The organism is Aureimonas sp. SK2 (genome assembly GCF_029813115.1).
GTDB lineage: Bacteria > Pseudomonadota > Alphaproteobacteria > Rhizobiales > Rhizobiaceae > Aureimonas.
On the sequence record NZ_JAPZDS010000005.1, the window covers coordinates 162,999 to 185,322 of the forward strand.

The 22,324-nt window shown below is 70.2% G+C and carries 18 protein-coding genes; 11 read left to right on the forward strand and 7 right to left on the reverse strand.

Going from position 1 to position 22,324, the window contains the following annotated elements; all coding sequences use genetic code 11:
* The first annotated feature begins 23 nt into the window (after positions 1–23).
* The 4 genes from O5O54_RS08490 (at position 24) to O5O54_RS08505 (ending at position 4,377) form a co-directional block, all read left to right on the forward strand.
* Positions 24–521, forward strand: a complete 498-nt coding sequence (locus tag O5O54_RS08490) for a (2Fe-2S)-binding protein (protein ID WP_279480657.1) — start codon at positions 24–26, stop codon at positions 519–521.
* Positions 518–1,576 (forward strand): xanthine dehydrogenase family protein subunit M, encoded by a 1,059-nt coding sequence (locus O5O54_RS08495; protein ID WP_279480658.1) that lies wholly within the window; start codon positions 518–520, stop codon positions 1,574–1,576. The genes O5O54_RS08490 and O5O54_RS08495 overlap by 4 nt, the downstream gene beginning before the upstream one ends.
* Positions 1,569–3,824, forward strand: a complete 2,256-nt coding sequence (locus tag O5O54_RS08500) for a xanthine dehydrogenase family protein molybdopterin-binding subunit (RefSeq protein WP_279480660.1) — start codon at positions 1,569–1,571, stop codon at positions 3,822–3,824. Before O5O54_RS08495 ends, O5O54_RS08500 begins: the two co-directional genes overlap by 8 nt.
* Before the next feature lie 85 nt (positions 3,825–3,909).
* Positions 3,910–4,377 (forward strand): MgtC/SapB family protein, encoded by a 468-nt coding sequence (locus O5O54_RS08505; protein WP_279480663.1) that lies wholly within the window; start codon positions 3,910–3,912, stop codon positions 4,375–4,377.
* On the opposite strand, the gene O5O54_RS08510 is transcribed toward O5O54_RS08505, so the two are convergent.
* The 4 genes from O5O54_RS08510 to O5O54_RS08525 all read right to left on the reverse strand — a co-directional run bounded on the left by O5O54_RS08510 (position 4,374) and on the right by O5O54_RS08525 (position 8,115).
* On the reverse strand, positions 4,374–5,450 hold the full coding sequence (locus O5O54_RS08510; RefSeq protein WP_407061674.1) for an MBL fold metallo-hydrolase: 1,077 nt from the start codon (positions 5,448–5,450) through the stop codon (positions 4,374–4,376). The genes O5O54_RS08505 and O5O54_RS08510 overlap by 4 nt on opposite strands.
* A gap of 151 nt (positions 5,451–5,601) precedes the next feature.
* Positions 5,602–6,627, reverse strand: a complete 1,026-nt coding sequence (locus O5O54_RS08515) for a DUF4424 domain-containing protein (protein WP_279480665.1) — start codon at positions 6,625–6,627, stop codon at positions 5,602–5,604.
* Positions 6,628–6,726: 99 nt separating this feature from the next.
* Positions 6,727–7,074: an arsenate reductase gene (locus O5O54_RS08520; protein WP_279480666.1), complete on the reverse strand. Its 348-nt coding sequence runs from the start codon at positions 7,072–7,074 to the stop codon at positions 6,727–6,729.
* 69 nt (positions 7,075–7,143) lie between these two features.
* Entirely contained in the window at positions 7,144–8,115 is a 972-nt protein-coding gene (locus tag O5O54_RS08525) for a tripartite tricarboxylate transporter substrate binding protein (protein ID WP_279480668.1), read from the reverse strand.
* Between the two features lie 244 nt (positions 8,116–8,359).
* Here O5O54_RS08525 and O5O54_RS08530 point away from each other — a divergent pair, with 244 nt between their 5' ends.
* Together O5O54_RS08530 and O5O54_RS08535 are read left to right on the forward strand one after the other, a co-directional pair.
* Positions 8,360–9,190, forward strand: coding sequence for a MipA/OmpV family protein (locus O5O54_RS08530; RefSeq protein WP_279480669.1), 831 nt, complete (start codon positions 8,360–8,362; stop codon positions 9,188–9,190).
* A gap of 310 nt (positions 9,191–9,500) precedes the next feature.
* Entirely contained in the window at positions 9,501–12,125 is a 2,625-nt protein-coding gene (locus tag O5O54_RS08535) for a PBP1A family penicillin-binding protein (RefSeq protein WP_279480671.1), read from the forward strand.
* Positions 12,126–12,191: 66 nt separating this feature from the next.
* Here the strand turns inward: O5O54_RS08535 and O5O54_RS08540 are convergent, their stop codons facing one another.
* Genes O5O54_RS08540 through O5O54_RS08550 form a run of 3 tightly spaced genes read right to left on the reverse strand, consistent with a single transcriptional unit; the run spans position 12,192 to position 14,403 of the window.
* Positions 12,192–13,205, reverse strand: coding sequence for a DUF3618 domain-containing protein (locus tag O5O54_RS08540; protein ID WP_279480673.1), 1,014 nt, complete (start codon positions 13,203–13,205; stop codon positions 12,192–12,194).
* Positions 13,202–13,597, reverse strand: coding sequence for a phage holin family protein (locus O5O54_RS08545; protein WP_279480675.1), 396 nt, complete (start codon positions 13,595–13,597; stop codon positions 13,202–13,204). Before O5O54_RS08545 ends, O5O54_RS08540 begins: the two co-directional genes overlap by 4 nt.
* Positions 13,594–14,403, reverse strand: coding sequence for a hypothetical protein (locus O5O54_RS08550; RefSeq protein ID WP_279480676.1), 810 nt, complete (start codon positions 14,401–14,403; stop codon positions 13,594–13,596). The genes O5O54_RS08545 and O5O54_RS08550 overlap by 4 nt, the downstream gene beginning before the upstream one ends.
* Before the next feature lie 389 nt (positions 14,404–14,792).
* Here O5O54_RS08550 and dnaK point away from each other — a divergent pair, with 389 nt between their 5' ends.
* The 5 genes from dnaK (at position 14,793) to O5O54_RS08575 (ending at position 22,242) form a co-directional block, all read left to right on the forward strand.
* Positions 14,793–16,760 (forward strand): molecular chaperone DnaK, encoded by a 1,968-nt coding sequence (gene dnaK / locus O5O54_RS08555; RefSeq protein ID WP_279480797.1) that lies wholly within the window; start codon positions 14,793–14,795, stop codon positions 16,758–16,760.
* Positions 16,761–16,907: 147 nt separating this feature from the next.
* Complete coding sequence (locus O5O54_RS08560) at positions 16,908–19,100, forward strand: methyl-accepting chemotaxis protein (protein ID WP_279480678.1); 2,193 nt, start codon at positions 16,908–16,910, stop codon at positions 19,098–19,100.
* A gap of 108 nt (positions 19,101–19,208) precedes the next feature.
* Entirely contained in the window at positions 19,209–20,297 is a 1,089-nt protein-coding gene (locus O5O54_RS08565) for an acyltransferase (RefSeq protein ID WP_279480680.1), read from the forward strand.
* A 177-nt stretch (positions 20,298–20,474) separates the two neighbouring features.
* Positions 20,475–21,611, forward strand: a complete 1,137-nt coding sequence (gene dnaJ, locus O5O54_RS08570; RefSeq protein ID WP_279480798.1) for a molecular chaperone DnaJ — start codon at positions 20,475–20,477, stop codon at positions 21,609–21,611.
* Positions 21,612–21,645: 34 nt separating this feature from the next.
* Entirely contained in the window at positions 21,646–22,242 is a 597-nt protein-coding gene (locus O5O54_RS08575; RefSeq protein WP_279480682.1) for an rRNA adenine N-6-methyltransferase family protein, read from the forward strand.
* Positions 22,243–22,324 lie beyond the last annotated feature (82 nt).

Below are 22,324 nucleotides of genomic sequence, written 5' to 3' on the forward strand. Positions count from 1 at the left end.
CATATCACCGAAAGGGTGACGGCATGAACCACTCCATCCATTTGACGATCAACGGGCAGACGCGAGAGGTGGTTCTCGACGACCCCCGCGTGACGCTGCTCGACCTCCTGCGCGAGCGGCTGGACCTGACCGGCACAAAGAAGGGCTGCGACCGCGGCCAATGCGGGGCCTGCACCATCCTGGTCGACGGCCGGCGCACCGTCGCCTGCCTGTCGCTGGCCCTGTCCCATGACGGGGCCGACATCGTGACGATCGAGGGGCTGGCCCAGGGCGGCGAGCTCCATCCCGTCCAGGCGGCCTTCATCGCCCATGACGGGTTCCAGTGCGGCTTCTGCACGCCCGGCCAGATCATGAGCGCGGTCGGCCTCATCAACGAGGGCCAGGCCGGAATCGACCCCGAGCGCGTGCGCGAGGGCATGAGCGGCAATCTCTGCCGCTGCGCCGCCTATGCCGGCATCACCGAGGCGGTGATCGAGGCGCAGGAGACCCTGGCGGGTGCCGGGCGGGAGAAGGCCGCATGAACCGCTTCGACTACATCCGCCCCGCGACCGTCTCCGAGGCCGCCGTCGCGGCCGCCGAGCCCGGCTCGATGGTGCTCGCCGGCGGCACCAACCTCCTCGACCTGATGAAGGGCGGGATCGCCCGGCCGCAGCGCATCGTCGACCTCACCCGCCTGCCGGGCCTGTCCGCCGTCGAGCATCTGGCCGACGGGACGACGCGCATCGGCGCTCTCGTGCGCAACGCCGACCTCGCGCACGACCGCACCTTCGCCGCGCGCTTCCCGGCCGTCGCCGAAGCGCTCCTGTCGGGCGCCTCGGGCCAGCTCCGCAACGCCGCCACTGCCGGCGGCAACATCCTCCAGCGCACCCGCTGCGCCTACTTCTTCGACCCGGCAAGCGCCTGCGACAAGCGCGAGCGGGGGTCGGGCTGCGACGCGAAGGGCGGCGAGAACCGCGGCCTTGCCGTCCTCGGCTGGAGCGAGCAGTGCATCGCGACCCATCCGTCGGACTTCTGCGTGCCGCTGGCCGCGCTCGGCGCGGTGGTGGAGCTGGAAGGCCCGGACGGGCGCCGCGAGGTGCCGATCATCGAGTTCCACCAGTTGCCGGGCGAGACGCCCGACATCGAGACCGCGTGCCGGCCGGGCGAGATCGTCACCGCGCTGCGCCTGCCGCCCGACGCCGCGGGCTTTGCCGCCCACGCCCGCTATCTCAAGCTGCGCGAGCGCACCTCCTACGCCTTTGCCGTGGTCTCCGTCGCGGCCATGCTGCGGATGGAGGGGGGGCGCATCGCGCAAGCGCGGATCGCGCTCGGCGGCGTCGCGCTGAAGCCCTGGCGGGCGCTGGAGGCCGAGGCCACGCTTGCCGATTCCGAGCCCGGCCGCCCCGCCTTCGAGCGGGCGGCCGGCGCCGCTCTGGCCGAAGCCCGGCCGTCCGGCGACAACGCACACAAGATCGAGCTCGCCCGGCGCCTCGTCGTCCGGGCGCTGCTGCTTGCCGCCGCCGGCACGCCGGACCGCGTCCCCGCCCTGCCCGGCTCCCCCTTCGCCCCGGTTCCGGAAGGTGCCCTCCATGTCTGAGATCGGCCTGACCCAAGATCCCGCCCGCATGCGGCACGGCTCCAACATCGGCCAGCCGCTGACGCGCCGCGAAGGCGTCCTCAAGGTGACGGGCGCCGCCACTTTTGCGGCCGACAACCATCCACAGGGCATGCTCTACGCGGTGGTGGCCACCGCCTCGATCGCCCGTGGGCGGCTCGTCTCGCTGGACGAGGCGGCCGCGCGCGCCCATCCCGGCGTCGTGGAGGTGATGACGGCGGCCAATCGCCCGGCCCTCGCGATGGACCCGGACGCTAAGACCAACCCCTTCATGTTCAAGCTCGACCTCCTCCAGAACGACCGGGTGCGCTATGCCGGCCAGTCGGTCGCGGTGGTGATCGCCGAGACGCTGGAAGCGGCGACGGAGGGCGCGGCGCTGCTTAAGCCCCGCTACGAGGCCGAGCCGGCCCGCACAACGCTGGACGAGCCGGACACGTTCGTGCCGCCGAGCGTGGGCGTCGGCAATCCGCCGGAAGCGGCCAAGGGCGACGTCGACGCGGCGTTGAACGAGGCGGAGACGGTGGTGGACGCCACCTACGAGACGCCAGCCCAGTACCACAACCCGATGGAGCCCCACGCGGTGGTGGCGCGCTGGGACGGCGACCGGCTCGACCTCGACATGCCGAGCCAGGGCCTTGCCATCGCGCAGGGGCGCATTGCCGGCCTCTTCGGCATCCGGCCCGCCGACATCCATATCCGCAGCCCGTATCTCGGCGGCGGTTTCGGCGGCAAGGGCTTCCCCGCCGGGCCGCAGATCCTCGGCATCCTGGCCGCGCGCATGACCGGGCGTCCGGTCAAGCTCGTCCTCACGCGCCAGCAGATGTACGGCCCCGTCGGCCATCGCGGTCCGACGCGCCAGCGCATCCGCGTCGGGCTGGACGGCGACGGCACGCTCGCGGCGCTCGAGAACCACACGCGGACGGCGTCGAGCACCTTCGACGACTTCTTCGAGCCCGCCGCCGACGTCGCCCACACGCTCTATGCCAGCCCCGCCATCCGCACGACCTACGAGGCCGTGCGGCTCGACACCGGCACGCCGCTCTTCATGCGCGCGCCGGGCGAGGCCTCGGGCTCGATCGCGCTGGAAAGCGCCATCGACGAGGCGGCGGAGGCGGCCGGAATGGACCCGCTCGCCTTCCGCCTGAAGAACTACGCCGAGCGCGAGCCGATCTCGGGAAAGCCCTTCTCCTCCAAAGCCCTTCGCGCCTGCTACGAGCAAGGGGCGGCGCGATTCGGCTGGGGCGGACGCCCGCTCGCACCCCGCTCCATGCGCGACGCGGCCGGGCGCCTCGTCGGCTGGGGCATGGGCACGGCGACCTTTCCGGCGCTGATGTTCCAGGCCAAGGCACGCGCGACGATCCGGGCCGACGGCTCGGGGCTGCTCGAGACCGGCGCCCACGACATGGGCCAGGGCGCCTGGACGGCGCTGGCGCAGATCGCGGCCGACGCGGTCGGCCTGCCGATCGACCGGGTGGAGTTCCGCGCCGGAACGTCCGACCTGCCGGACGCCGGGATCGCGGGCGGCTCGGGCCACACGGCGACGGCCGGCATGGCGCTCCATTCGGCGGGCGAGGCCGTGATCGCCAAGCTCGCCGAGCTCGCCACGGCCGACGAGGCCTCGCCGCTCTTCGGCGCGGGCAATGTCGGCACGCTGGTCCGCGACGGGCGGCTCGAGCGGCGCGACGACGAGAGCCGCGGCGAGGACTTCGCCGCGATCCTGCGCCGCGCCGGGCTGGACACGATCTCGGCGGACGGAGAGGCCGCGCAGGATCCGGCAGCGCAGGACGCCTATGCCATGCACGCCCACGGCGCGGTCTTCGCGGAGGTGACCGTCGATCCCGACCTCGGCCAGGTCCGCGTCACGCGCCTCGTCGGCGCCTTTGCCGCCGGCCGGATCATCAACCCGCGCATGGTGGAGAGCCAGCTCTTCGGCGGCATGATCTGGGGCCTGTCCTTCGCGCTGCACGAGCATGCGGTGGTGGACAAGCGCTCGGGGCGCATCATGAACGCGGATCTCGCCGAATACCGCATCCCGGTGAACGCCGACGTGCCGCCGATGGAGGCGATCCTCGTCCACGAGGACGACCCCCACGTCAACGCGCTCGGCATCAAGGGCGTTGGCGAGATCGGCATCACCGGCACAGGCGGCGCCATCGCCAACGCCGTCCACCACGCGACCGGCCGGCGCATCCGCCGCTTTCCGATCGGGCTCGCCGACCTGATCGGCTAGGGCCGCCCTGTCCGGCGGCGGGCGGGAACGGCCGCCGCCGGCCATCCGTTTCGGCCGCGAAGGACGGATGATCGCGGGAGGCGTCATGACGACCTGGGAGATCGTGCTCCGGCTCGGTCTGGCGTCAGGGGCGGGTCTCGCCCTCGGCATCGACCGCGAGCTGCGCGGCATTTCGGCGGGCATCCGCACCCATGCGCTGGTCGCGCTGAGTTCGGCGCTGATCACCGTGTCGGCGCTGATGCTACAGGCCGAATTCGCCGCGCGGGGCGACAGCGGAATGGACCCGCTCCGGGTGATTCAGGGCCTCGCCCAGGCGGTGGGCTTCGTGGCCGCCGGGGCGATCTTCGTCTCGGGCGGCAATGTCCACAACCTGACCTCCGCCGCCAACATCTGGCTGGCGGCCGCGCTCGGCATCGCGGCCGGTGCCGGCCAGTTCCGTCTCGTCGCCGTCGGGATCGCGTTCGGCGTCGTGATCCTCACCCTGGTGCGTCTCACCGAGCGCCGCTTGCCGGGGAGCGGCAAGGGCGACGACAAACACGGCAGGGATCGCTAGCGCGAAGCGCCCGGCACGTCCCAGACCTCGCCGGGCAGCATCGGGCGGAAGCGCTCCCGATCCATGCCCCGCGCCTTGAGGGCCTCGGCCAGCAGGCGGCCCGGCTCGTCGATCGGCTCGTCGGTGAGCTGGAACGTCGACCAGTGATGCCCGGTCGCGTACTGGGCCTTGGCGAGCACCATGCCCTCGACGGCCTCCTCCGGTCCCTGGTGCTGAGCCGCCATGAACCAGCGCGGCTCGTAGGCGCCGATCGGCAGGATGGCGAGACGGAAACCGCCGTGCTTGGCGGCCGCCGCACGGTAGTTGATGCCCTCGTGGAAGCCGGTGTCGCCGACATGATAGATCCGCCCGACGGGCGTTTCGACCGCGAAGGCCGCCCACAGCGCCATGCGCCGGTCGCGCAGGCCCCGCGCCGACCAATGGTGGGCCGGCTCGACATGGATGGTGGCGCCCGGCACCTCGATCCGGTCGCCCCAGTCGCCGACGCGAAGGCGCATGCCGGGCACGGCATCGGCCACGATGCGGTCGTTGCCGAGCGGCGTCACCACCAGCGGATCGTGCGCGGCCTTGAGGCGCGCCAGCGTCTCGACGTCGAGATGGTCGTAGTGATTGTGGCTGAGGAGCACGAGGTCGATCGGCGGCAGGCGCTCGAAGCCGATGCCCGGCTCGACCACGCGCCGGGGTCCGGCGAAGGACACGGGCGAGACGCGCTCCGACCAGACCGGGTCGGTCAGGATGTTGAGCCCGCCGGCCTGCACCAGCATGGTCGCGTGGCCGACCATGGTGATCCTGAGATCGGGAACCCTTTCCTCCGGCACGACCTGGGGAAACGGGCTCCGAACCCGACGCGGCCAGACGGCCCGGCTGCCGCCGCCCCCGAAGCGCCAACGCAGGACGTCCGAGAACGGCCTCGGCTCCACGCCGCCGGGGTTGAAGAAGCGCGTCCCGTCGAAATGATCACTCGGGGGGCCGTCGTAGTAGCGGTTTCCGGCCATGGCCGTCCTCGTGCCAACGGCTGTGGTGGTGGCAAGGGCGCCGAGGCCCAGCAACTGGAAGATCTGCCGTCGATTCATGGCGGCGAGCCTACCCGGTCGGCGACGGGCGACAAAGCCCGGACGGGGTCGGATCGGGCCGCATTTTGTCGCGTGGCAGGCCAAGCCCCGACGCTGCCCGCAACGCCCGGGGCTCCCTCGGGAGAAGCCGCCGGTCCGACGGCGCGGGGGCTCACGGCTGCATCGGCTCCACGGGCAGAAGGACGAGGACCGCGAGATCGCGCTTCGGGACGAAGTTCTGGTGCCGGACCTCGAAGGTCGTCGGCGAGGTCTTCCTGACGCCTTCGGCGCAGAAGGAGACGAGATTGTCCGGCGCGCCCTTGTCCACGGTCAGCTTGAACGAGCCGATCGGTTCGGCCCAGTTGGCGCCGGTGGTCAGCACGTATTCGAAGGTCTCTTCGGAAAAGGCGTAGCCCTGGTCGGGATAGGTCTTACGCCACTCGGCGCTGCGCGTCTTCATCGCGCGCATGAAGGCGTCGTCGACGCAGTAGGTTTCGCGCATCGCCTTCACCTCGTCCGGATAGTCCGTCTCCATGTCCAGCACCGTCGCGACGCTGCTGCCGACGGAGGGCGTGTAGCGATGCTCGACCTTGAGGTCGCGGCCGGGTTCGAAGGTCTGCTCCCAGTGATAGGTGCCGCTCCAGCTCCAGAGCGCATGAAGGCCGCGCTGCGTGCTGTCGGCGGCGTCCGGCTCTTCCGCATCGACGATCCCGGCCGCGAGGAGCTGGTCCTGCTTCATCCGCGGCAGAGCGTTCAGCGCATTCGCGGCCTTCTCGTCCTGCGGCGCGAGGGGAGCGCCGAGGTCCGCGAGCATGGCGGTGACGTCGCGCCCGTCGAGGCTCGCCTTCTGGTCGAGCGCCATGTCCACGGGCTTGCCGTTCACCCGCGTCTCGAACCCGAGCGGATCGGCCGGATCGTCGTTCGGGATCGAGATGTCGATATAGGGCAACGCCGTCACGTTCGGCACGGGAAAGGCGACGGTGGTTGTCACGGCCCTGTCGCTCGTGTTGCGGAAGACATAGGCGACCCGGATCTCCCGCGTGGAGACCGACAGGTCCTCCGACCGCATGGCGATGGCATCCGTCCGGGTCAGAACCAGCCCCCCGGTCGCGAAGGAGGCGGTGGAATCGTTGGCGTATGCCGGCGCACCACCGGCGGCCAGCAGGGCCAGCGCGGCGAAAGGCGGGAACGGGCGCATGCAGGCGGCCTCCTTGGGTCCGGGCGGGGATCGAAGCCTAGGACTTCCGCATCGGACTGAACAGCCAGGGCAGTTCCGCCTCCCGCGGCCTTCGACCCGTCAGCCGAAGGCCTGTTCGAAGACCTCCGGCTTGAAGCCGACGAGGATCGCCTCGCCCCTCTCCGTCACGGGCCGCTTGATCGCGCTCGGATGGGCGAGCATCAGGGCGATCGCCTTGTCTTCGGTTAGATCGACGCGCTCCGTCTCGGGGAGCTTGCGGAAGGTGGTGCCGGCGCGGTTCAGGACGGCTTCCCAACCGGCCGCCGCGCACCATCGGCGCAGTTCCTCCTCGCCCGGCGCCTCCGTCTTGAAGTCGCGGAAGCGATAGGCGATCCCCCGCCCGTCGAGCCAGCCCCGCGCCTTCTTGACCGTGTCGCAGTTGCGGATGCCGTGGAGGGTCGGGGTCATGGGATGCTCGCGGACGGAGAAGGGCGAATCGTTTCGCCCTTCGCACAGATGGTGATGGCTCGTTGGAGCCTACTCGATCCGGGCGCCGGCCGCCTCGATCACCGGCTTCCACCGGGTGATCTCCGAGGTCACGTGGGTGGCCAGTTCCTCCGGCGTGCCGCCGACCGTGGTCGCCCCGACCTCGGCAAGGCGCGCCTTGACCGTCGGATCCTGGATCGCCTCGTTGGCCGCCTTGTTCAGAACGGCGACGATCTCCGGCGACAGGCCCTTCGGTCCGAAGAAGGCGTTCCAGGTGTTGGTCTCGTAGCCCGGCACGCCCGCCTCTTCCATGGTCGGAATGTCGGGGAAGTTGGCGGCGCGTTCCTTGGTGGTCACCGCCAGCGCACGCAGCGCGCCGGAGCGGATGAACTCGGTGGAGGACGGCAGGTTGTCGAAGTTGATCGGCACCGCGCCCGACACGGCGTCCACCAGAGCCGGCCCCGAACCCTGGTAGGGCACGTGCACCATGTCCGTGCCGGTCATCGATTTGAAGAGCTCGCCCGAGAGATGCAGCGGCGTGCCGTTCCCGCTGGACGAATAGACCTCCTCGCCCGGCTTCTCCTTCAGCCGCGCGATCAGCTCCTGCACCGTCGTGGCCGGGTAGTCCTTATTGACTGTCAGGACGTTCGGCACGGTCACCAGCCAGACGATCGGCGTGAAGTCCGCGATCGGGTCGAAGGGGGGCTTGGCATAGAGCGAGGCCGAGAGGGCATGGGTGGCGATCGTGCCCATCAGGATCGTGTAGCCGTCGGGCCGCGCCTGCGCCACGAAGGTCGCGCCGAGATTTCCGCCCGCGCCGCCCTTGTTGTCCACCAGCACCTGCTGGCCCAGCTTCTCGCTCATCTTCTGCGCGATGGTGCGGGCCACAAGGTCGGTCGAGCCGCCTGCCGCGAACGGCACGACCAGCGTCACCGGCTTGTCGGGATAGGTCTGCGCCAGCGCACCGGCGGCGGTGGCGGCCAGGAGCGCGAAGGCTCCTGCAATGGCGGAAAGGGTCTTCATGCATCCTCCCTGGAACCGGCCCTGGTGGGCAAGCGGCGGGAGGATGGACTCCTCCGTTTCCGGTCGCAATCGCCTCGCTCGATCTGCAATCGATTGAAACCCGACCTCACGGCTTCGTGAGATGTGTCCCGCAGGCAACGTCGTTGCCGTGAAGTCGCACCAAGACGAGCGTTCCGGTTGAAACCGTCCCCTTTGTGCGAAAGATGATCGCTCGGGCGGCGTATCGCCATCGGAGTTTCCCATCATGTCGCATCGTCGCCTCGCCGGCCTTCTGGCCGCCACCGCCCTCTTCGCCACGCCGGCCCTCGCGGCCGACTACGGCACGGTCGACACGAGCGAGGTGGCGATCATGAACAACGCCGACCTCATCATCGAGCTCGGCGCCGGCGTCTCCACCCAGCCCGCCTACGAGGGCTCGGACGACTACACGATCTCGGGTTTTCCGATCGTCTCCCTGCAGTATCTCAGCCTGCCGGGCCTTTTCGACATCGGCTCGCCCGAGGAAAAGCAGGGCGGCCTGCGCATCTCGCCGTCCTTCCGCTTCATCGACAAGCGCAACGCGGACGAATATCCAGAACTCGACGGCACGCTGCCGCTGGAGCGGAGCTACCAGCTCGGCCTGCGCGCGGGCTACGAGTTCCCGGTCTACGACACGCTCAACGTCGAAGTGTACGGCGAGGCGCGATACGCCTTCAACGAGGGCGAGGGCTTCGTCGGCGGCGCCGGCATCGATTTCATCTCGCGCCCGACGCAGGCCTGGGAGCTGAAGTTCGGACCGCGCACCACCTTCGCCGATTCCAACTACATGGACACCTATTTCTCCGTCCGGCCGATCGAATCGATCGGCTCGCGCGGGCGCCTCGCCGCCTTCGAGGCGGACGGCGGCTTCAAGTCGGTGGGCGTGGCGGCTTCCGCGCGCTTCGAATTCCGTCCGGACTGGTTCCTCAACGCCAACGCCGCCTACGAGCGCATGGTCGGCGACGCCGCCGACTCGCCCATCGTCAAGGTCGGCTCGGAAGACCAGTTCTTCGCCGGCATCGGCCTGTCCAAACGGTTCACGCTCGACCTCTTCTGAGCCGGCGCGCGTCGAGCCGCATCGGGAACCCCGTTCGCGCGGCGAGCGGGGTTTTTCGGTTCGAAGCGCGCGCTTCGGGCAGGCGTAAGCCCGCTTAACGCCCCGTCAGCCTTCGTTAACGCCCCGTTAAATCGCCGCATTTACTCTGCACGGCCACCCATGGGACCGGCCGGCGGCGGGAACGTGCGCGGGCGAGAGTTCAGCGCGCGTTCAGGCGCTTCGTCCTAGGGGTCGCATGCAACCGGCATCGTTCGGGGCCGAGCGCCCCTCGCGATGCGGCCGGCGTTCGAAAGACGAGGGGACAGTCGCGATGGCCGCTTGGCGCAAGGGCGAGCGAATCGAGCCGAGCTTCGGCGGGTCGGGCAGCGGCGCGGACGAGATCCGCATCTCGCCGGACGACCGCGCCGTGGCCACGGCGGGCCGTCCTTCGCGCGGACGCCAGATCGAGGGCGAAGCCACCCGGCGCACCCGCGATCTCGGCTCGGGCGGGCGCGGCGCGCGGCGCGGCGGCGGCTCGGGCGGATCAGGCGGCGATGAAGGCGGTCGCGGCTTCTTCGGCGGCGGACGTCCCCGGCGGCGGCGGTCCTTCATCGGTCATCTCTTCCGTCTGTCCTTCCTTCTGGTCTTCTGGGGTGGCATCGCGGGTCTGGCGGTGCTCGGCTATTTCGCGGTCAAGCTGCCGCAGGAGGCCTGGGCGATCCCCGACCGTCCGCCCAACGTCAAGATCGTCTCCGTCTCGGGCGATCTCCTGGCCGACCGGGGCACCACGGGCGGCGAGGCCGTGGCGCTCGACCGGATCAGCCCCTACGTGCCGCAGGCGGTCATGGCGATCGAGGACCGGCGCTTCTACTCGCACTGGGGCGTCGATCCCGTCGGCATCCTGCGCGCCTTCTCCGAAAACGTGGCGGCCGGCGACACGGTGCAGGGCGGCTCGACGCTGACCCAGCAGCTCGCCAAGAACATCTTCCTGACGCCCGACCAGACGCTCCAGCGCAAGATCCAGGAGGCCATCCTGGCGCTCTGGCTGGAGACGAAGTTCTCCAAGGACCAGATCCTGGAGATGTATCTCAACCGCGTCTATTTCGGCTCTGGGGCGACCGGCATCCAGGCCGCCGCCCGGCGCTACTACGACAAGAACGCGGACGAGCTGAACCTCATCGAATCGGCGACGCTGGCCGGCCTCCTCAAAGCGCCCTCGCGCCTGTCGCCGGTGCGCGACCCCGAGGCCGCGCGCGCCCGCGCCCAGGTCGTGCTCCAGGCGATGCTGGACGAAGGCAAGATCACGCGGGCCGAGTTCGACGACGCGCTGGCCGCCAAGCCCACCAAGGCCCGGAGCTTCTGGACCGGCCCCGAGCACTACGCGGCCGACATGGTGATGCGCGACCTTCCCCTTCTCGTCGGCGGCGAGATCAAGGAGGACGTCGTGGTCGACACCACGATCGACCTCAACCTCGAGAAGCAGGCGCAGGAGGCGATCGCCGGCACGATCGACCGGGCGACGCAGAACGTCACGCAAGGCGCGCTCGTCTCCATCGACGGCACGGGCGCCATCCGCGCCATCGTCGGCGGGCGCGACTACGCCGCCTCGCAGTTCAACCGCGCGGTGGACGCCAAGCGCCAGCCGGGCTCGGCGTTCAAGCCCTTCGTCTACCAGACGGCGCTGGAATACGGCGTGCGCCCGGAAACGGTGATGAACGACGGTCCGATCAAGATCGGCAACTGGTCGCCCTCGAACTACGACAACCGCTTCCGCGGCCCCGTCACCGTGGCCGACGCGCTGATGCGCTCGCTCAACACGATCGCCGCCCAGCTCACCGCCCAGGTCGGCCCGGCCGCCGTGATCGAGACGGCCAAGCGCATGGGCATCCAGTCGCCCATGGTCGACAACGCCTCGCTCGCGCTCGGCACCTCGGAGGTTTCGCTCCTGGAGCTGACCGGCGCCTATGCGACCTTCGCCAACGGCGGCTATCAGGCGACGCCCCATCTCGTGAACAAGGTGACAACGGTCTCCGGCAAGGTTCTCTACCAGCGCGACGACGCGGTGCCGCCGATCATCGTGACCTCGGACATCGTCGGCATGATGAACGCGATGATGACCCGCGTCGTCACCTCCGGCACCGGCCGTCGCGCGGCGCTGGAGGGCTGGCAGGTGGCCGGCAAGAGCGGCACCACCCAGGACTTCAAGGACGCCTGGTTCGTCGGCTACACGGCCAACCTGACGACGGGCGTCTGGCTCGGCAACGACAACGGCAAACCGATGCGGCAGGTGACGGGCGGCTCGCTTCCCGCCGACGCCTGGAAACGCTTCATGACGGCCGCCCACGAGGGCCTGCCGGCCATGCCGCTGCCCGGCAACTATCGGATCGGCGATCCCGGCAACCAGCCGATGGCTTCAGGCTATGGCGACCGCATCATCGGCTACGACGCGGACGGCAACCCGGTCTACGAGAGCAACGAGCTGCCGGGGCCGGGCTACGAGGAGCCGGGCACGGCGCCGACCGAGGGCGGCCTGCCGCCGATGGCGGAACCGGGCGGGCTCGTGCCGGGCCAGGACGGCTATGCCGCGGAGCCGCTGCGCGGCGCCCCCCGGGACGAGCCGCGGAATCGCCGGACGCCGGGCTATCGCGAACCGCCGGAGGAGCCGGCCTATGCCCGCCGCCCGCCGCCGAGCGACGACGATCTATACGGCGACGATTTCTATGGCGGTCCGCCCCCCGAATACGGCTATGGCGAACCGGCCCGCATGCGCCCGCCCGCCGACATCGGCCCGCCGCGCCGCGTGAGCCGGGGCGAGCTGCCGCCGGACGCCGTCCTCGAAGGTCCTGCGATCGCGGTGAGCCCTGACCAGCTGCCGCCCGATGCCGTGCTGGAGGGACCGGCTCCGGGCGGACGGGCCAGCGACCGCTCGCTGTTCCGCGGCCTCTTCGGCGGCTGACCCCTCAATGAAAAGGCCGCCGGCGAAGCATCGCCGGCGGCCTGTCTTCGTTCAGGAAGCCTCGGCTCAGGCGAGCCCTTCCTTCTTGGCTTCGTCCTTGGCCGTGCCGTAGGCCGCCTGGGCCACCGACGACACCTTCTCGGCGACGGTCTCGCCCTCGCCGCTCGGCTTCAGCCCCTTGGCTTCTGCTTCCTGGCTGCCGGCCTCGAACGCCTTGGCGGCCACCGTACCGGCCTTGTCGAGCGCGTCGCGCCCGGAATCGAGCGCCTGGTCGCGCAACCGGTCGCGCGTCTCGCCCAGCCACTCGTCCTCCGTCCGGGTCGAGGGAAGCGCCGCGCCGATGGCCGCGCCAACCGCCAGCGCCACCGCGCCGAGAACCAGCGGCTCGTCCTGCAGCGTATCGAGGAAGGTGCGCCGGGCGCGCCGGCCGTAGTAGCTCGCCCGGTCGCCGGCTTGGGCGGCCGCGTCGCGCAGGTCGTGCGACAGGTGCGAAGCACGGTCCGATGCCGAGGAGGCCGCATCGGACACGGCGTCGCCCGCCCGGCGCGCGGCGTCCGAAACCGTCCCGGCGGCGCTGGAGGTCGCCGATCCGACGCTGGAAGCTGCGCCCGAAACCGAGGATCGCACGGAGGACGCCGCCCCCGACACGGACGAGCCGATGCCCGAAGAGGACGACGAACCGGGATAGGGGCCCGAGGTCACGCCCCGCATGCGGTCCGATCCGAAGGAGTTGGCCCCTTCGAAGCGGTTGTCGCGGTCGTCGGCCGGCCAGTAGGCCGGATCGCGGTCGTCCCAGGAATCATAGCGGTCGCGCAGCGAGCGGCCGGTGTCGCGGGCGCCCTGGCCGAGCATCAGCCAGGCGATGCCCGCGCCGACGAGGCCCAGCGCCAGCGGATTGTCGCGCACCTGACGGCTGAGGTTGCGCGCCATGTCGGCGCCCTGCCCTTCCTTCAGGTAGCCCATCGCCTCGTCGACGATCTGACCGGGCGAGAGCTTGCCCTTGAGGCTCTCCAGGGTGGCGTCGAGGTTGGAGCGGCGCTCCTCGGCCTCGCGGGCGAGACGGTCGGTTTCGGTGCTCATCGAACCTGCTCCTTCACCATGCGGCTGTCCTTCTGGAGCTGGTCCAACGTGCGGTCCGGCGCCAGGTTGACCACCTCGAGGTCCTTCTTGCCCTTGGCGAGAAGCATGACGCCGATGATGGCGATCACCACGCCGACGATCAGCGCCGACCAGCCCGCGCCCACCACGTGGGCCAGCGCGATCACCAGTGCCTGGGCCAGCACGATCAGCGCGACGAGGAGGCAGATGCCGCCCGCCGCGATCGAGCCGCCGCCGACCTGGAGCTGCGTGATCTTGTCGGAAATCTCCGCGCGGATCAGCTTGCCTTCGGTGCGGAAGAGTTCGGTCGCCTCGCGCAGGAGGTCGCCGAGAAGGTCGGGAACCGTGCGGCCCGGTTGCGGATCGACGCTCATGGGCGGCCTCCCGTGGTCGAGGATGCCGAGCCCGACAGGCCGGCCGTGTCGGAGGAACCCGAGGTGCCCGGGCGGTTCAGGGAGGAGCCGGTGGTGCCCGAGGCGCCGAACTGCCCCGTCGCATCGGCCTGGGAGGACGAGGAGGCCGGGTTGACGGTGCCCGACCCCGCCGAACCGAAGGACGAGCCGTTGCCGTGGCGCTCGCCCGACGCGTCGAACGGGGAGGACGACGCGGCGCCGCCCTGGTGGCGGGTGGTCGCGGCGGATCGCGGGGTGTCGCGGCGCCAGTCGTCGTCGCGGCGGTCCCGGCGAGCCTGGTTATGACCCAGCGGGCCGGCATGGTCGCCGGAGGCCCGCGCGAAGCGGCCGAGCGCGACGCCGGCGAGCGCCGCCCCGATCAGGAAGGCGCCCGGCTGACGCCGTGCGAAGTCGGCGACGGAGCGGGTGAGATCCTGGACGCTGCGTCCCTCGATGGCCTCGGCGGCCTGTTCGAGACCGGACGCGGCCTGGCGGGCGAGTCCGGCGGCCATCGACTGGTCGCGCTCGCCGAGTTCCTCGGACGCCTTGCGGATCGCGGCGGTGAAGTCGGACAGGCTGGAGGCGGCGGCCTTCTTGCCTTCCTCGGCCTGGGCGACGGCGCGCTCGCGCACGTTCGCCCCGAGGCTGGCGCCCTCCTGGCGAAGGGTCTCGCCGGCACGGGCGGCCGTGTCGCGCATCGCTTCGCCCTCGCGGCGCGCGGCGTCGCCGATGGCTTGCCGATCGGCGTCGGCCTTCGCCGCCGCGTCGGAACGGGTTGTGTCGGACATGGGGATCTCCCTACCTGAGGCCGAGGAACGACAGGATGGCGAGAACGACGACGATTAACCCGATGAGATAGATGATGCTGTTCACGGGCGGCCTCCTTTCACACGGACGAAACTGCGATCGGACGAGGCGCGTCGCTCGCCGGCCGCTCAGGACTGCCAACCTTCCACTTCGGCTTATTGTTTCGCCCTCCGACGGTTTTTTTCGGCTTGGCCGTCTACGCGTTTGCCCCCGGACAGGGAGATCACGCGGTCGTGCAAGGGGTCGCCGAACCGTCTTGCACGCTCCAAACCCCGTTCATATATAGCCCTCAGCCCGCCGGGGCGGCCGTTTCCAAGGCCCTTCGGCGAACCGGAATCCCATCAAAGGTGAGGTCCGACGGAACGCCTCGATCGAGGGTCCGGTCCTCACGCTCAATAAGGAGAGACACGACATGGCGAAGGTGATCGGCATCGATCTCGGAACCACCAATTCCTGCGTCGCCGTGATGGACGGCAAGAGCGCGAAGGTGATCGAGAACGCGGAAGGCGCGCGCACGACGCCCTCCATCGTCGCCTTCACGAACGACGGCGAGCGCCTCGTCGGCCAGCCGGCCAAGCGCCAGGCGGTGACGAACCCCGAGAACACGCTGTTTGCGGTCAAGCGCCTGATCGGCCGCCGCTACGACGATCCGACCGTGGCCAAGGACAAGGGCCTCGTGCCCTACAAGATCGTCAACGCCTCCAACGGCGACGCCTGGGTCGAGGCGCACGGCGACAAGTATTCGCCGAGCCAGGTCTCGGCCATGATCCTTCAGAAGATGAAGGAGACGGCGGAGGCCTATCTCGGCGAGAAGGTCGAGAAGGCGGTCATCACCGTTCCCGCCTACTTCAACGACGCCCAGCGCCAGGCGACCAAGGACGCCGGCAAGATCGCGGGCCTCGACGTCCTGCGCATCATCAACGAGCCGACGGCGGCAGCCCTCGCCTACGGCCTGGAGAAGAACGACGGCAAGACCATCGCGGTCTATGATCTCGGCGGCGGCACGTTCGACGTGTCGGTGCTGGAGATCGGCGACGGCGTCTTCGAGGTGAAGTCGACCAACGGCGACACGTTCCTCGGCGGCGAGGACTTCGACATGCGCCTCGTCGACTACCTGGCGGCCGAGTTCAAGAAGGACCAGGGCATCGACCTGAAGAACGACAAGCTCGCCCTTCAGCGCCTGAAGGAGGCGGCCGAGAAGGCCAAGATCGAGCTGTCCTCCGCCTCGCAGACCGAGATCAACCTGCCCTTCATCACGGCGGACGCCAGCGGTCCGAAGCACCTGACCCTGAAGCTCACCCGCTCCAAGTTCGAGGCGCTGGTGGACGATCTCGTGCAGCGCACGGTCGGCCCGATGAAGGCCGCCCTCAAGGATGCCGGCCTGTCGCAGTCCGACATCGACGAGGTGGTGCTGGTCGGCGGCATGACGCGCATGCCCAAGGTCCAGGAAGTCGTGAAGGCGTTCTTCGGCAAGGAGCCGCACAAGGGCGTCAACCCGGACGAGGTCGTCGCCATGGGCGCTGCGATCCAGGCCGGCGTTCTCCAGGGTGATGTGAAGGACGTCCTGCTTCTCGACGTGACCCCGCTCTCGCTCGGCATCGAGACGCTGGGCGGCGTGTTCACGCGCCTGATCGACCGCAACACGACGATCCCGACCAAGAAGAGCCAGGTCTTCTCGACCGCCGAGGACGGCCAGAACGCCGTGACCATCCAGGTCTATCAGGGCGAGCGCGAGATGGCGGCCGACAACAAGTCGCTCGGCCGGTTCAACCTCGAGGGCATCCCGCCGGCACCGCGCGGCGTGCCGCAGATCGAGGTGACCTTCGACATCGACGCCAACGGCATCGTGAACGTGTCGGCCAAGGACAAGGGCACCAACAAGGAGCAGCGGATCACGATCCAGGCTTCGGGCGGCCTGTCGGACGCCGACATCGAGAAGATGGTCAAGGAAGCCGAGGCCAACGCCGACGCCGACAAGAAGCGCCGCGCCGGCGTCGAGGCCAAGAACCACGGCGAGAGCCTGGTCCATTCGGCCGAGAAGTCGCTCAAGGACTACGGCGACAAGGTCTCCGAGGCCGACCGCAAGTCGATCGAGGACGCCATCGCAGATCTGCGCCTCGAACTCGAGAAGACGGACGCCGATGCCGACGCCATCAAGGCCAAGTCGGATCGGCTGGCCGAGGTCTCGATGAAGCTCGGCCAGGCCATGTACGAGGCGAGCCAGGCCGACGAGGCCGGTGCCGAGCCTGGTGCCTCCACGGCGCAGGGCGGCCGCGACGACGTGGTCGACGCTGACTTCGAGGAAGTCCAGGACGACGAGCGCAAGAAGTCGGCCTGATCGGTCGGCGCAAAAGAAAAGGGCCCCGGCGGATCGCTCCGCCGGGGCCCTTTTGCGTCCGGCTGTCCGATAGACTTAAAACCAAATCTTATCAGTCATTCTGTAGACGATGATGGCAATGCCCCCGCCCGAACCTGCGAGGATGCCATGAAATCGATCTCCAGCTCCCTGTCCGCGAAGCTGATCCTGGCCGCCGGCGGTGCCGTCACCTTGGTCCTGGCCGGTGCCATCACGCTGATTTCCACGAATTCCGCAGCCCGGATCGAGGCGATGGCGCTGGAGCGGGCCGACGCCGAAGCGCGGGTCGTTGCCAACACGATCGGCACGGGGCTGGGCCAGGCGACGGCGGTCGGCAACGCCATGGCCGGCGCGATCAGCGCCGCCCACGAGGCGGGTCTTCGCGACCGCGCCACCTACATCGCCATGCTGAAGCCGGCGATCGGCACCTATCCCAATCTCTTCGGCTCGTGGATCGCCGAAGCGCCGGGCGGCCTGGACGGGGTCACCGACACCACCGCGCTGGGCACCAACAAGGACGGCCGCTTTGCCCCCTATTGGACGCGGGCCTCCGACGGCACGGCGACGTTCAGCACCTTCGCCATCGACTACGCCAAGGACTGGTACAAGCTCCCGGCCGACGCCGGCAAGGGTCAGCTGACCCCGCCCTATCTGTCGTCGGAAGGCGTCCTCATGTCCTCCGCCGGCTATCCCGTCCGGTCCGGGGGCCGGTTGATCGGCGTGTCGGGCATCGACATCGGCCTCGAGGAGCTGACCTCCACCGTTTCCGCCCTGAAGCCCTTCGGCACCGGGCGGGCGCTTCTGGTCAGCGGCGACGGCAAGTGGCTCGTGTCGCCCGACGCCGCCATGCGGACCAGGCCCTACGAGGAGATCGGCGCCGACGAGATCCCGAAGGCCGTCGCGGCCATGGCGCCGCGCGTCCTCGGCCTGCTGCCCGACGGGGCGACGCGCGTGATCCTTCCCTTCGTCGTGCCGGGCTTCGACACGACCTGGGCGACCCTCGTCGACGTGCCCGCCGAGGTCGTGGCGGGTCCCGTGAACGAGCAGCTCACGATCCTCATCGGCGGCGGCGTTCTGCTGGTCGCCATCGCGCTCGGCACGCTGGCGCTCGCCTCCCACCGCGTCGTCGGCCGCCCGATGCGCCGGCTCCTGACCAGCGTCCAGACGCTGAGCGCGGGCGACTACACCCAGCCCGTCGAGGGCCGCGACGGCCGCGACGAGGCGGGCGCGCTCGCCACCGCCCTGGAAGGCTTCCGCCACGAGCTCGCCTCCGGCCGGCAGGCCGAGGCGGTGGCCGCCGAGGAGCGCGTGCGGGCCGAAGCCGTACGGCGCGAGGGCGAGGCGGAGCGCGCGCGCAACGCGGCGGAGCAGGCCGAGGTCGTGGCGCGGGTCGGCGCCGGCCTCGCGCGGCTTGCGCAGGGCGACCTGACGGCCCGCCTTTCCGGGCAGATCGGCGGCGCCTATGCCGGGCTCGCCGAGGACTTCGACACCGCCGTCTCCCAGCTCCAGGCCACGATCCGCAGCGTGACCGGCGCCGTCACCAGCATCGACGGCGGCACCAGCGAGATCACGGCGGCGGCCCAGGAAATGGCGCGCCGGATCGAGGGGCAGGCGGCGAGCCTGGAAGAAACCTCCGCCGCGCTCGCCGACATCACCTCGCGCGTCAACGAGAGCGCCGCGCACGCGTCGTCGGCGACCGCCACGGTGCGCAGCGCCTGCGACGCGGCGAAGGCCTCCGACGAGGTGGTGCACCAGGCGATCGAAGCCATGCGCGCCATCGAGCACTCGTCCGCCCGGATCGCCAAGATCATCGGCGTGATCGACGAGATCACGTTCCAGACCAACCTTCTGGCGCTGAACGCGGGCGTCGAGGCCGCGCGCGCTGGGGAAGCCGGCCGGGGCTTCGCGGTCGTCGCGCAGGAAGTGCGAGGGCTTGCCCAGCGTTCGGCGGAAGCGGCCAAGGAGATCAAGGACCTCATCGCCGGCGCCTCGCACGAGGTGGAGGTCGGCGTGACCTTCGTGGAGCGCGCCGGCACCTCGCTGCAGGGCATCGCGGCCAAGGTGCTCGAGATCGACGCCAAGGTCTCCGCGATCGCCCGGGGCGCGTCGGAGCAGTCGACCGGCATCCGCGAGATCAACACCGCCGTCTCGCATATCGACCAGACCACCCAGCAGAACGCCGCCATGCTCGAGGAGGCCGCCGCCGCGAGCCAGGCGCTGCGCAGCGAGGCGGGAGAGCTGAGCCGGCTCGTCGCCCACTTCCAGGTCGGCGAGGGTCGCGGCCGGGACGCCGGCGCCCGCAACGTCCGCCGGGCCGCCTGACGCAGAACGAAGGGGATCGCGCCCGCGCCGTCCCCCTCCCTGTCAACGATGTCGACATCCGGGAGACCGAAGGTCCGGGACCGGATCGAACACGAGGCGAGAAGGCCCATGCACTACCGGATCTTTGAGTGCTGGCGCTTCGCGGCCGCCATCCTCGTGATGACCTATCATTTCCTGTTCTTCGCGCCCGGACCGGGCACCGCAGCCTGGACCGCGACGCTCCATCTCCACTTCCGGCCGCTGCTCGACGTCTTCTTCATGATCTCGGGCTTCGTGATCGCCGCGCGCTACGCGCCGCGCATGAACACGATGGGCGACTATCGGCGCTTCCTGCGGCGACGCGTGGCGCGGCTGTACCCGCTCCATGTCCTGACCCTCATCTTCTTCGCCGCCGTCGGCGTGGCGAGCGCCCTCGGCCTGGTCACGCTGACCGACCCGGGGCGCTGGAGGCTCGCGGACCTGCCGTTCCATTTCCTGGCGCTCCACGCCTGGGGCACGACCGACCGGCTGGCCTTCAACTATCCCAGCTGGTCGGTCAGTGCCGAATTCTTCTGCTATCTCCTGTTTCCCGCTGTCGTCCTCGTCTGGCGGCGCGCGGGCGTGGCGGGCCTCGGTCTTCTCCTCGTCGGCTGGATCGCGGTCCTCGAGGTCTGGAGCCGCCAAGGCGTCTTTCCCGGCGGTCACTGGACCAACGCCGATACGTTCGGAGCCTATCGAGCCTTCGCCGACTTCACCGCCGGTGCGCTGGCCGCGGCCCTGGTGGCGCGCCGCATCCTGCCCGTCGCCTCGCATCTCCCGGGTCTCGCCGCACTGGCGCTCGCCCTCGTCACCATGGGCTGGCCCCAGCTCGTCCACCTCACGCTGGCGCTCCTGTTCCTGGCGATGCTCCTCATCGGCCATTCGGAGGGCGCCCGCCCCGCGTCGACGGCGCGGCTGGAGCCGCTCATGGGGCTGACGCGCCTGTCCTTCGGCGTCTACATCCTCCATGCCGCCTGCGAGTTCGTGCTCCTGTCCTTCGCCTGGAACCACATCGTGAAGCCGCTGGGCGTGGTCAACTTCTACGCCTATCTCGCCCTGCCGATGGGAGCGACGATCGCCCTGGCCTGGCTCGCCTTCCGCTTCGTCGAAGGGCCGCTCGGCCGGCTCCTCGCGGGCGAGCGCGGCGCCAAGCCCCCGTCCTCTCTCGCCGCGGCCTGATCCCCGCGCCCGCCGGCAACGGGGTTCGGCTTTCGCTCGGGGCCGTCCTATGGTAACGCGGCGCGTCCACGCCTACATCCGGACCGCTGCGGGATGCGCGAAGGCTCCCGCCCCACGTCATGACGGCACCGGACGCGAAAGCCGGTGCGAGCCTCAAGAACGGTGAACCGCTTGTCCGTGAAGGTCGATTACTACGAGACGCTCGGCGTCGTGAAGGGTTGCGACGACAAGACCCTGAAGGCCGCGTTCCGCAAGCTCGCCATGCAGTACCACCCCGACCGCAACCCCGGAGATGCGGCGGCCGAGCTGAAGTTCAAGGAGATCGGCGAAGCCTACGAGGTCCTGAAGGACCCGCAGAAGCGCGCCGCCTACGACCGCTTCGGCCATGCTGCCTTCCAGAACGGCGGCGGCGGAGCCGGACGCGGCGACTTCGCCTCCTCCATGGCCGACATCTTCGACGACATCTTCGGCGAGATGATGAACGGGCGCGGCGGCGGGCGCCGCCAGGGCGGCCAGTCGGGGCGCGAGCGCGGCTCGGACCTGCGCTACAACATGGAGATCAGCCTCGAGGAGGCCTTTCTCGGCAAGACCGCCGAAATCGGCGTGCCGACCACCATTCAGTGCGACCAGTGCCATGGCACCGGCGCCAAGGCCGGCACCGCGCCGAAGGCCTGCCCGACCTGCGGCGGCATCGGCCGGGTGCGCGCGGCGCAAGGCTTCTTCTCCATCGAGCGCACCTGCCCGACCTGCCAGGGGCGCGGCGAGATCATCGCCGATCCCTGCGGCAAGTGCGGCGGCGACGGGCGCTTGCCCGAAGAGCGCAACCTGTCGGTCAACATCCCGGCCGGCATTGAGGACGGCACGCGCATCCGTCTCGCCGGAGAGGGCGAAGCGGGCCTGCGCGGCGGCCCGGCGGGCGATCTCTACATCTTCCTCTCGGTGAAGCCGCACGAGTTCTTCCAGCGCGACGGGGCGGACCTCTTCTGCAAGGTGCCGATCTCGATGACCACGGCCGCGCTCGGCGGCTCCTTCGAGGTCACGACGCTCGATGGCGCGAAGTCGCGCGTGAAGGTTCCCGAAGGCACGCAGTACGGCAAGCAGTTCCGCGTCAAGGGCAAGGGCATGCCGGTCCTGCGCTCCACCCAGACCGGCGACCTCTTCATCCAGATCTCCATCGAGACGCCGCAGAGCCTGTCGCGCCGCCAGCGCGAACTCCTGCAGGAGTTCGAGGATATCTCGTCGTCGGAAAACTCGCCCCAGTCGACGGGCTTCTTCTCGCGCATGAAGGACTTCTTCGAGGGCCTCAGCGACTGAAGCCATCGGATGGCGCGGCGATGGGGAGGCCGGGTTGGACGGACATGAGAATCCACTGCGCCGGCAGGCGGACGCCGCGTTCATCCGGAGCTGGCTGAAGAGCCCGCTCAAGATGGGTGCCGTCTCGCCGTCCTCCCGCGCCCTCGGGCGGCGCATGGCCGAGGCCGTGCCGGACGAGCCGGCGGACGGCGTCGTGGTGGAGCTCGGGCCGGGCACGGGCGTGGTCACCGGCTGCCTCCTGGAATCGGGCATCGAGCCCGACCATCTCGTGTGCCTGGAATATGCGCCCGAGTTCTGCACCCTCCTGCGCGCGCGCTTTCCCCGCGTCCACATCCTTCAGGGCGACGCCTACGCGCCGCCGGCCGCGCTGAAGCGCGCGCTCGCCGGGCGCCCCTTGCGTGCCGTCGTCTCCAGCCTTCCGCTGATGACGCGCCCCGAGCACGACCGCGAGCGCGCCGTCGCCGGCTATCTCGATCTCCTGCCGCCCGGTGCCCCGTTCATCCAGTTCTCCTACGCCTTCGCGCCGCCCGTGCGCGCCCGGCACGTCGGCGCCGAGGCGACCGTGTCGCCCTGGATCAAGCGCAACCTTCCGCCGGCCCGCGTCATCACATACCGGCGAGACGGCGGGTGAACGGGATTGCCGGCCTTCGTCCCAGTGCCAAAATGGTGGGATAAGGCATGCTGTCGGAGCCGGCTCGCCGAGCCGTGACGGG